At 43.4% G+C, this 11,498-nt stretch carries 9 protein-coding genes; 5 read left to right on the forward strand and 4 right to left on the reverse strand.

Annotated elements, in window-relative coordinates:
• Window positions 1-9 precede the first annotated feature (9 nt).
• A complete protein-coding gene (locus CXF72_RS15850; protein WP_101040442.1) occupies window positions 10-324 on the reverse strand; it encodes a DUF1840 domain-containing protein in 315 nt (104 codons plus the stop codon).
• 740 nt (window positions 325-1,064) lie between these two features.
• Here CXF72_RS15850 and CXF72_RS15855 point away from each other — a divergent pair.
• From CXF72_RS15855 to CXF72_RS15875, 5 genes are all read left to right on the forward strand, one after another.
• Window positions 1,065-1,406: a PepSY domain-containing protein gene (locus tag CXF72_RS15855; RefSeq protein WP_101040444.1), complete on the forward strand. Its 342-nt coding sequence runs from the start codon at window positions 1,065-1,067 to the stop codon at window positions 1,404-1,406.
• 182 nt (window positions 1,407-1,588) lie between these two features.
• Complete coding sequence (locus CXF72_RS15860) at window positions 1,589-2,062, forward strand: DUF2271 domain-containing protein (protein WP_101040446.1); 474 nt, start codon at window positions 1,589-1,591, stop codon at window positions 2,060-2,062.
• Window positions 2,063-2,080: 18 nt separating this feature from the next.
• Entirely contained in the window at window positions 2,081-4,303 is a 2,223-nt protein-coding gene (locus tag CXF72_RS15865; RefSeq protein WP_101040448.1) for a PepSY domain-containing protein, read from the forward strand.
• 733 nt (window positions 4,304-5,036) lie between these two features.
• Entirely contained in the window at window positions 5,037-5,327 is a 291-nt protein-coding gene (locus CXF72_RS15870; protein WP_101040450.1) for a winged helix-turn-helix domain-containing protein, read from the forward strand.
• Between the two features lie 284 nt (window positions 5,328-5,611).
• Window positions 5,612-5,851, forward strand: coding sequence for a hypothetical protein (locus CXF72_RS15875; protein ID WP_101040452.1), 240 nt, complete (start codon window positions 5,612-5,614; stop codon window positions 5,849-5,851).
• Window positions 5,852-6,685: 834 nt separating this feature from the next.
• Here the strand turns inward: CXF72_RS15875 and CXF72_RS15880 are convergent.
• The 3 genes from CXF72_RS15880 to CXF72_RS15890 form a co-directional block, all read right to left on the reverse strand.
• Window positions 6,686-6,892, reverse strand: a complete 207-nt coding sequence (locus CXF72_RS15880; protein WP_011768704.1) for a cold-shock protein — start codon at window positions 6,890-6,892, stop codon at window positions 6,686-6,688.
• A 361-nt stretch (window positions 6,893-7,253) separates the two neighbouring features.
• Complete coding sequence (locus CXF72_RS15885; protein ID WP_198552629.1) at window positions 7,254-10,022, reverse strand: cation-translocating P-type ATPase; 2,769 nt, start codon at window positions 10,020-10,022, stop codon at window positions 7,254-7,256.
• 418 nt (window positions 10,023-10,440) lie between these two features.
• A complete protein-coding gene (locus CXF72_RS15890; protein ID WP_101040456.1) occupies window positions 10,441-11,088 on the reverse strand; it encodes an OmpA family protein in 648 nt (215 codons plus the stop codon).
• Between the last annotated feature and the right edge of the window lie 410 nt (window positions 11,089-11,498).

An 11,498-nucleotide genomic window follows, 5' to 3' on the forward strand; every position in this document is an offset into this window, starting at 1 on the left:
TAAAAAGGATTATCGATTGCTATCCCACATCACATTGCATTTATCCCTGACCGCAGCCCTGAGTAATTCGATCAAAGGCAAGGCGCGATGCGAGAGGCTGATGGCCGGTTCGTCGTCTTCATCTTCCAGCTGTTTTATCGATGCTTTTGGCTCAGTCGACTGCTTGATGGCCGCCTCCAGACGAACCAGAGCGGCTTGCACATCTTCTGCACCGATAGCACCGGGTACTGTGCCACTGTGGCCCATTATTTTAAGCAGTTTGACCGCCACGTCACCGAACATAGTTACGTCCGCATAGGCCGGACATGAAAAAGTTATCAGCATAATCACTTCCTCTTTATTGAGTTGTTCATTTATTGGGCTCTATTTATCCCTTGAATTTCTTCTTGCTTCAAAATGTTATTCAAGAGAATAGGGTGATTTTATTCATCGATTGAGGTCATACCGCAGCAACCCTGATTTTATGAATTAACAAAGCGACGGCTTAGTATCGTCAATAGGGTGAACACACTCGAACAATAACACTTCTAATAGTTTTACCATCAAAATCCTATCAATTTAAAATTGTAAGGAATGCAGACCCCGACCTTATGGAAGGAAATTACCTTGTTGACGGCGGTCCAAGTGAAAGCAAATTATTCCACTCATTATCTGTATTAATTTTATCATCATCGCGCTTTGCCGCAGATTGTTGAGAAGTTCGGTTAATCTTCAATAATACACTGTTATTAATGGTTAACGGGCTGCGCATGGAGAGAATATAATGATCGGAACGGTTGCTTATTCAGCGCTACCGCCTATTTCTGCCCCTCCAGTTTTTTTCCAGCTAATTGATTTCTACTAAGCTTACGTTAAGTAAGGTCAAATATAATGTCTTTATTGCTAATCATCCGTTTCAATTTTTTTCTCTGCAGCAGTGCAGATTTTAGATGGCTTAGGTTCAAATAATAAGTGCATAACTTGAATAGGTAAAAAATGAGATGGCAAATAGTAAGCAGGTGTTTGAGTGGATAACAAAACCATATTTTAAATTAACCAAGCAAGTTAGCTGAGGGCAATTCAATATGAATAAAAAAGGGTTAAAAATCTTTACCGTATTATCTCTGTGCACTGCCGTGGCTCAAGCCGAGGTGGAGTGCCACGATCCTGTCGGCAAGTGGCAACCGCGGCAGCAACTTCGTCATAAATTGGAGCAAAAAGGCTGGCAGGTTAAACGCATCAGAGTGGATGATAACTGTTATGAAGTAAAAGCATTAGACCATCACGGGAATAAAATAGAGGCACGATTCGGGCCTGCTGAGCTGGATATTTTAGAACTTGAGGTTGAGGTTGTCGGTACGGAGAAAATTGAGAAGTTTCTGGAAGATCACGGCGAGGCGCAACCTTATACCAATTCCACTAATTAAGTGATCTGTTTAGGCGCCGGAAAAACGCATGAAAGCAAGGCATTGATTGCAGTAACTAGTTGTTCTAATTACAAAATCAATAACGAAGCTAGCATGTGTTTTAATCAGCATAAATGAACAGAAAATTAATGGATTTGGTATTAGCCAGCCATCAAAGATAAAAGCAATAAGGAGATTATTAAATGAACAGATTGATAATGTTAATATTTTTTGTTTCATCGCTTATTTTTGCGGCCTCGTCTCAGGCGCGCACGGTTAACTTTAACACTGAACTGACAAATTATGGCGGGAGCGGTGCCTATCTGGTGTTATATCTTACGGATGCTAACGGTCAGTATCAGGATACGCTATGGGTAGCGGGGAGGAAGTCAAAATACTACAAACATTTAAGAGGATGGACACGCAGCGCCGGTACTCAGGTTTTTTCATATGACGGCTTAACCGGGGCGAGCAGGGGACAAGGGGAGACATTTACGATAACAGTTGACGTTGCGGATAGTTTGATCGACTCCGGGTACCAGCTCCGAATGGATACCGCCGTTGAAGACATGCGTGAAAATCGTAATGATGTGGTCGTGCCTCTTAGCAGTGAAGGGGCGGGTAAAGCAGTATCCGGTCGCGGTTATGTAAAAACCTTCACTTATACTTTTAATTAATAGGTTAGGTATCTGATTTTGCTACGTAAACTGCATTCTTATTTAGGTTTGGCGGCCAGCATACTGGTCGTTCTGCTGGCTATCAGCGGCGCCGTTCTGGCGATAAATCCCGCTCTGGATCGTGCTCAAGCTAAGGTATCCGGCACTGACCAAATTAGCGTGGCGGATGTGGCCGCTAATATTGCCCATCTTTACCCCAATGTAGAACAGCTGCAGCGTAAGGCTTCGGGCAGTCTTATCGTTTATTACAGTAATGCTGATCAGGCGGGTGCGGATCTTGTTGATCCCTTTACGGGAGAAAAAATTGCGCCTTACTCTCTTTCACCTTTTAAGCGCTGGGTGCAAAATTTTCACCGATCGTTTCTGCTTGATACTCCCGGACGCGCCGCGGGTGGTATCGGTGCGCTGCTGATGGTTATTTTGAGTATTTCCGGCCTGTTTATGCTGCGTACACGGCAGGGCGGCTGGCGGAAAATTTTCCGTCCGATGCCGGGGTCTATTAAGCAGGATCTGCACGGTCACTTCTCGCGTTTTGCGGTGCTGGGGTTAATTCTTTCGGCCTGTACCGGCGGTTATATGTCAGCGAGCCGATTCGAGCTGATACCTGTCTATCAGCAGGTTGATCCTGCCTTTCCGGAAACAGTTAATGGCGGTAAACCCGCCGCTGTTGATGGGTTACCTGCATTACAAACTATCGCATTAACGGATCTGCGAGAGTTAGTTTATCCCTATCCGGGAGACAGCCTAGATGTTTATTCACTGCGCACCGATCAGGGGGTGGGCTTTATTGATCAGGCAAGCGGAGAGCTGCTCTCTTACCAGATGGTTGGCACTGCGCAGAAGATCTATGAATTTATTTATATGTTACACACCGGGGAAGGGCTGTGGTGGCTGGCTTTATTAGTCGGGCTCGCTTCATTAAGTGTGCCTTTGCTGGCGTTCACCGGCCTGCAAATATTTATGAAACGCCGACGCAGCATGATACGTATTAAGAATAATGCCACGGCCAACAGTGCCGAGATAGTGATTTTAGTGGGCAGTGAAACTAACAGTACCTGGGGATTTGCGAAAACACTGCATGATGCGCTGAGTTTGTCGGGTTATCGCGTTCATAGTAACAGCATGAATAACATTGCCAGTACTTACCCTAAAGCTAAGAAGATGTTTATTTTAACTTCTACTTATGGTGATGGTGACGCGCCCGCATCCGCGAAGCTGTTTATGAATAAAATAAAGCGGTTTACCAATCATTCTAATTTCCAGTTTTGCGTATTGGGGTTCGGCGATCGCAAGTTTGATAGTTATGGCCAATTTGCGCTTGATGTTAATAATGTTTTGCTTGATAAGGGCTGGAATCCACTCTCCAGTGTCGACATTATTGATACACAGTCAACGCAGGCCTTTAATCGTTGGGGGACAGTAGTGGGATCCTTAATGGGCTTAGATCTTGACCTTATTTATCGTCCTCCTCGTATTAGTACGCAATTATTGCAGCTGGTGGACCGTGTTGATTACGGTGCTGAGGTTAATGCGCCAACCGCTGTCCTGCGTTTTATCCCGGCGGAGCAAAAATCAGGTAGATTTTTTAACAAACTGCGCCGTAAACCCCGATTACCGCAATTTTCTGCTGGAGACTTGGTTGGTATTTTACCGACAGAGTCAGACAATGCGCGCTTTTATTCACTGGCCAGCGCATCGAAAAATCGTCAGCTGGAAATTTGTGTGCATCAACATCCGCAGGGAATCTGTTCCAACTATCTTTATAACCTGCAGCTAGGCGACTGTATTAAAGGATTTATTCGGGAGAACCCCACTTTCCGTCCGCAGCGGGAGCAAAGCTCTATTCTTTTAATTGGGGCGGGTACGGGGATAGCACCGCTGATTGGATTTATAAGGAATAATCACACCCGTCAGCCGATGCGCTTGTATTGGGGAGGACGGGATCCGAACTCTGATTTTCTCTATCGGGCCGAGCTTGAACAATATTTGCAGGATAAGCGTTTAACCGAGTTAGTCACCGCGTTTTCGCGCACTGAAGAGCGTTGTTATATTCAGGATAAACTGCTTGCCGATGCGCCGAAAATTCAGGCATTAATTAGTGAAGGAGCACAAATACTGGTCTGTGGAGGCCGGCCAATGAGTAAATGTGTCAGCGCGGCTATTACCGAGGTGATCTCACCGCTGCAGATCACATTGGAAGATTTGAAAGCGCAGGGACGTTATCTGGAGGATGTTTACTAAATTAGCACCGGGTTTTTAATTGTAAAATAAAAGGCTTGTGAATAAATTCGGAAGCCTTTATATATTCCACATTCTGCACCTGATTTTAAAAGATGATAAAGGCATGGCTGTCCAGCCTTCTTGCTTTCTTGCCTTCTTGCCTTCTTGCCTTCTTGCTTTCTTGCCTTCTTGCTTTCTTGCCTTCTTGCCTTTTAGCCTTATTGCCTTATTGCCTTATTGCCTTATTGCCTTTTAGCCTTATTGCCTTTTAGCCTTTTTACTCTTTATTTTTGATTATTTTATTGAAAATATTCTAAACTAAAAGGGCTGTTGTCCTTTAGTGCTGCTAACCTATACCCATGATACTTCAAGATGCAAAGTCAGCAAGGAACATTGTGCTGAGATGCTAGGCATAAAATTGAAGGTTAGTTATTCTACAGAGAGATTTTATAACAACGCAGATTGGCACAATTTACCTTGCCCTACGGGGCGCAAGGTCGAAAACCAGCGCTGCGTTGCACCCATCGAAAAGGGAATAACCATTACCTCATGTTGCGTCTGCTCTGGTCTACGACCTTGCGCCTGACAAAGCATCTTGAAGTAACATGGGTATATAATAAACCTTCAGATTGAGTTGATGACGAGCGGCGCTTTATTCTGCTCTGATTGTTTTCAACTGCTTGATAAAAATAGACCTTCTAGCTTTACAGCTATCATTGAGGCATTTCTTGCCTGAGTCTTTTAAAGGGAAAATATGACTAGTAAACCAAGTAAAACCCAAACTTCATTTCTGCGCAGATTGCTTGTCGCCTACTTGATTGACAATGATTTTAATACAGTGCCCAAAATCATCGATGCGACGGGAATGCCCAGAAGAACCGCACAAGACACCATCAAAGCCCTGCATGAAATTGAAATTAAAATAGAGCAATCTGTACGAGGTGAGTATCGGATAACCGATTGGGGGGCAGTGAACAAAGATTGGGTAAAAAACAACTTAAGACACGTCTGTGAGGTGCTGTCATACCTGGATGTAGAAATTTAATCTTTAAGAAATAAATTTTGGAGTCTGACTGATTGCGCCAATTTTTGAAACGGGGCCCTTGGTCAATTAACGCTAAAATAATTGTCTGCACAGTAGTGACTAAAATGTCTGCTGGCGAAAAACAGGCGAATCGCCATAAGACTAAAAAGAAAAATATCAATAATTTTGTTTTTATAACACTTAATTATCAATAACTAATCAATAATTAATAAATAATGCAGTGATAATGTGACACTAATGCAATAATTAAAATATAAATCAACCACAGTAGTGGGTGATAAAGAATGACCGATATTTTTACCGGCTACCATATTTTATTAGCAACGGAGCACAAGAACATGAGTAAAAAGATAATCAACAGCACGTTTAAAAATCAACTGCTGAATGATTGTACCAACCATTTATCCCTTCAACTTAAGCAGTGCCGTAGGGAAAATGAAACGCAACATAAAACCGTCAATCGATCATATGAAACGCCATTAACTGATATCGTAACGGATCACTTTATTCGCGGTTATAACTAGTAGTTTTAAAAGATACCAGCCAATGTTTAATGATAGGCGAGTACCTTCTCTCTTTTATCTAATAGCTAGTTACTTTGAAGCTGTAGCTCTCTGCGGTGATAATAATTTGCGCAGTCGTATTTATCCTGAAAATATGAACTGCTAAGAACCGCCAAGAAAAAGTTTGCTTTACTGTCTCAAGCAGAAGACTAGCTTGTATCTGCTTAGTGCGCTATTTTATGTAAAATCTGCCCTTAAGAGGGCGGGTTTCGACTCTTAGAGTCATAAAAATGATTAAAATCTAGAAGACAATAGCCCGTTTACTTTTTTGTTGTGACGGGCTTTTTTTATGCTCCATATTGCGAGCTTATTGCTATTAAGTATTCCTTTCCTTTTTTTTATCGCATTGACAGCTCTTGTGATCATTATTTTACCTATAGTAAAACCCACTTTTCGATAAACTCGTAGCAGATATAATAAGGATGTGATCTTGCATCACGTAGATAGGATTGATTTTAACCCGCAAGGTTAATCACTTATTTGATACGTTTGGTATCTATCCGTTTGTATCAGAAATTCTCTAATACTGGACAGGGAAAATAAACGCTGGCAAGATTTTTTATTGAGTCATAGGCGGCTATCGAGAATAAAAAAGGTATTAGCAGAGCAATATAGATCAGATATTTATGCGGATTGGGATCAGACAAAGCAGTGTGGGTGGACTGAAGGGACTAAATCTCTTTAATTATGGAAGCATTTTATTTTAGAATGGACAAAAAAAATGGCAAACCCGTGAAGGTTTACCATTTTTAAATATTACTCAGCTCAATATAGAAGCTAAAATATCATAGCAAACTAGATAGCTACGATGTTTTCAGCGTTCGGGCCTTTTTGACCTTGAGTAATAGTAAATTCTACTTTTTGGCCTTCAGCAAGAGTTTTGAAACCTTCGCTTGAGATAGCGCTAAAGTGAGCGAATACATCTGGACCAGAAGCTTGCTCGATAAAACCAAAACCTTTAGACTCGTTGAACCATTTAACTGTACCTTGAACTTTAGACATAATAATACCCTGTAATTTTAATAAAAGTGTCTTTAAAAGACATGAATAGCGTAAAAACAGACTGGAACTTAAAAACTACAGAGCGAGGTATTATTAATAAAACAACGAAATGGAGAATGTAAACAAAAGGCTTTCTTTCCTGCTGGCGTGTACTTTATAGAATCTAATTTGAAAGTCAAGAGGAGGTTAAAAAATAAACACATTAAAATCGATAAATTTAATGCTGCTATTATTATCAGACTTCAGACTATAACCGTTATCGTTATCTTCAATGTTATTCTTCGCCAGAATTTGTAAACGGCATCTTCAATTATATCCATTATCTCCCCTCTTTTACGAGAGGAAAAAATAATGCGATAGCTTATACCGCTAGCCATTTTACTCCCCTGCGTACCAGCCACTTCCTGAATTCTTCGATGGAAAATAGCGTAATAGGAGCAATAATAAAAATCCACCAGATAGATATATCTATAGGTGCCGTGGAGAAAATGTTGTGCAGTGCGGGCGTGTACAAAATAGTGACAATAAACAGCAGTTCTGCGACCACCCCCAGAGTTATCCATTGATTAAACTGAGTCAGATGCGGCCATGCACTTTGACGGTTGCTGCGACATGCCATCACATTACCTATCTGTGAGAATATAATAGTCGTGAGAAAAGCACCTGCCGCCTGACCGTAAAGCGGATCACTGCTTGTCAGCGTCTGTCCCCATTCCCAGCCGGCACCGTAGAGCACCATAAAGAATGCCATAAATGAGAATGCGGCCTCCACCGGGCCGATGATTGCATAACTGCGTATAAAAGTATTAATACTGACCAAGCGCTCATCTCGTCGCCGCGGAGGGCGCAACATGGTATCGGCCTCAGGGGGTTCGTTACCCAGACCGATTGCCGGCAAAATGTCGGTAATAAGGTCGATCGCAAGGATCTGTATCACGGTGATCGGCAAGGGGATTGGAAACAGCACATAGGCAATAAAAGGCAGAATCTCGGGGATGTTGCTGGTGAGTATGTAGGTAATGAACTTCTTGATATTGTCATAAATCGCCCGGCCTTCTTCGATCGCTTTAACAATAGTTGCGAAATTATCGTCAAGTAGGATGATGTCCGAAGCTTCTTTGGCAACATCGGTTCCACGCTTGCCCATGGCGATCCCGATATCAGCCCGCTTAAGCGCCGGGGCGTCATTAACCCCGTCACCGGTAACAGCCACCACCTCATTCATCTCCTTGAGCGCGTTAACTATTGATAGCTTCTGCTCGGGGGCAATGCGTGCAAAAACCACCTCACCACCGCGCAGCTCCTCCATCAGCTCCTCCATATCCATTGCCGATAACTGCTCACCGTCAATCACTTTCGGTGTGGTAACAATACCGAGTTTACGGGCGATGTAGCTCACTGTCTCCCCCTTGTCGCCGCTGATTACTATAATACGAATCCCTGCACTCTTACAGGCCGAGACCGCTGCAGGCACCTCCCGGCGAGGTGGGTCGACCATCGCAACCAGCCCAGCAAAAACTAGCTGCTGCGCGTTGCTCTCGAGCTGTGCTGTTTTACGGTAGGCCAGCGCTAGCACCCGTAACCCCTGATTCGCATAGTAGTGAGCCTGTTTTGCAATATGCAGCCTATCCTGATCCTGTATTTCACGTACTATCCGATCGCAGTGGAGTTGTGAGCAACGCTCAAGGATCACATCCGGCGCGCCCTTAACGGTCAGGTAAAAGCTATTATCACCGGTTTGGTAAGTGCTGGACATATACTTGCTGACGGCATCAAAAGGGCGAGTTTGCATTATTTTAAAACGCTCACGTATTGCCTCAAAACCACCGTGCCTGTCGGTAAATAGCGCCATTGCAACTTCAGTAGGATCGCCGTGAAAGCGCTCACTGCTTTTATGCTCTTTAAGTGTGATTACCTCGTTGCATAACGCCATAATTTCAAATGCAGTGCATGCAGCTGGATTATTCTCTAGTCCATTTTGATGATTGACAGAGATCTCCTGCAAATTGAGATATAGCTTCTCTACATGCAGCTTGTTATGAGTCAGAGTGCCTGTCTTGTCGGTACAGATAACAGTGGTGCTGCCGAGGGTTTCTACCGAAAGAATATGTTTGATGATCGCGTTATGCTTGCTCATTCGCACCGAGGCTTGGGTCAGTGCCAGAGTGACCGTCGGCAGGAGCCCCTCGGGCACGTTGGCAACGATGATCCCGATTGCAAAGATCAGGTTGATCCAGAAGGAATTACCGATAATAAAGCCGATCATAAAAAAGATCAGCCCAATCCCTAATGCCAGCCAGGTGATCTTACCTACAAAATCCTGCAGTTCGAGCTGCATTGGTGTCAGGTTGCTTGTTACCGACTGTGATAACTCCGAGATACTGCCTAGGCTGGTGGCGCGACCGGTACGGGTTACCAGCATCTGTGCACTGCCCTTTAATACTGTCGCTCCGGAGCGGGCAAGGTTGGTTTTCTCAACCTTATCCTGCACTGCAAACTTGATCACAGGCTCTGATTCACCGGTCAGGATAGATTCATCCAGCAATAGCTGTGAGGCACTGATAATAACACCATCGGCCGAAATCTTATCTCCCTCCTGAAGGAAAAGAATATCACCTGGTACGACCTCTTTTGCATCCCGCAAAATTTTCTCACCCTCGCGCAGCAATGCAACCTCTTTGGGGATGTAATCAAGAAAGGAGAGCATTAATTGCTCTACTCTGTAGTTCTGGGAAAAGGAGACCAGGGCATTAAGCAGCACAACCAGTAATAGCGCAAATCCAATCAGCTTGTATCCCTGATCAGGGCTAATTGACTGGGCAAAAAAGGAGAGCAGTGCTGCGGCCATCAGTAACAGCGGAAATAGCGCGGTGAATTCTGCCAGTAGCATCAGCAATGGCGAACGGCGTCTGTGAAACTCAATCTGGTTTTTACCAAAATTCTGTAACCGTTGACTGGCCTCCTCATCGGAAAGACCGCTTGGCGTGGTAAGGTAGTAATGAAAGAGTGCCGCTCGGCACAGACCAAGAACGGGGCGATTGATAATACTCTGTGAAAGGGGGGGGGTCATAACTTCAGCGTAGTACTGGATAGGGTAAATGAACAATGATAGCGTTGTGTTTATAGCCAAAAATTAATGACCTTAGCCCTGCCAATTTACGATTATTGCCGTGCTATTCAAGTAAAATCGCTTCAGCCTCAATACGCTATATCTTGCCTATTTTCTATTGCCACAGGGATTTGACTCGTTCTCTGACATCCTGTTTGCTGGCTGCAGAGCAGCTGAATTGTTAATTGAAAACTCAGAATCTCTGCGAGGGAAAATTGAACATGTTGAGCCGCGTGAAATAGTCACCAAAAATATATTTGCTGGGGCTGAAAAAGGATTGCCGGATCTTATTTGCGATTAGGCAGGGTGCCCGAATTAAAGTGAACGCAGACTCCGATGGGATAGCGGGAGGCTGCGTTACAACGTGTTAGCTTGGCAGGTTATTTTTTTAAATTGTCTTTTTGATCTTTTAGAGAATAGCTAAAAGATTCCAAAACACCTAGTTAGCTATAATATTAATTTCAACACGACGGTTAGCCGAACGACCTGAAGGAGTATCGTTAGTTGCTATCGGGCGGCGTTCGCCATAGCCTAATGTACTTAGGCGACCTGATTTTACATTGCGCTGCATAAGGTAATTAGACACGGATTCAGCACGACGCTCAGAAAGAGTTACATTTGATTCTGAGCTGCCAACACTGTCCGTATGACCAATGATGCGCAGTGATGATTTAGGGTACTCATTAAGAACGCTTGCAACGCCATTTAAAGTTGAAAAAATACTGCCGCTTAACTGATAATTTCCGGTATTAAAACCAATACCATCTGCCATTATAAGCTGCAGTTCATTTTCGCCAACACGTTTGACCTGCACTCCGGAATTTAATAACTCTTCGCGTAATGCCGCTTCCTGCTGGTCAAAGTAATAACCGATTCCGCCACCAATAGCAGCACCACCAAGTGCGCCAAATAACGCGCCATTTTTTTTGCCTGTCGCAGCACCCGCAAGCGCTCCAGCAATCGCGCCACCGAAAGCAGATTTTGTCGCGGTATTCATTTCTTGTTCACCTGTTGTTGCATTTTGGCGATTTACACAACCGCTTAAAAGAGTAACAACCATTAACGCGATAACTGATTTTTTGTTCATTATTTGCTTCCTGTTTTTTGAATGATGCGTAGAACTTTAATAATAAAATATTTAATGATAGGGCTTTGAGATCGTTTTAATAATACTCCATATTCATAAGAAATATAGGTTATTATTTCAATTGCAGCCGTTGGTTATTAGGATCTTAATATTTAGATCCTTTACAGGAATCTTTATCTTTCTGCTGGCCCCTGCATCTTGAGATCGATCCTATGAGTGGGCGGTCTTAACTGCTGCTGATTTTAACCCTGTTATTCATTAATCGATGGCGATTGTCCGGCTGACTGGTTTTGTTATCAAACAGTTGATGACGTTATCCCAAAAGAATTAATGAAGTGATCAATGATTGCGAAGGAAAAATTAGCAACTTATAGTTGCATTCGGTTGTTATCCTCCTTCACAAAATCGTC

It is taken from the genome of Psychromonas sp. MB-3u-54 (assembly GCF_002836415.1).
In the GTDB taxonomy this organism is placed as follows: Bacteria; Pseudomonadota; Gammaproteobacteria; order Enterobacterales; family Psychromonadaceae; genus Psychromonas.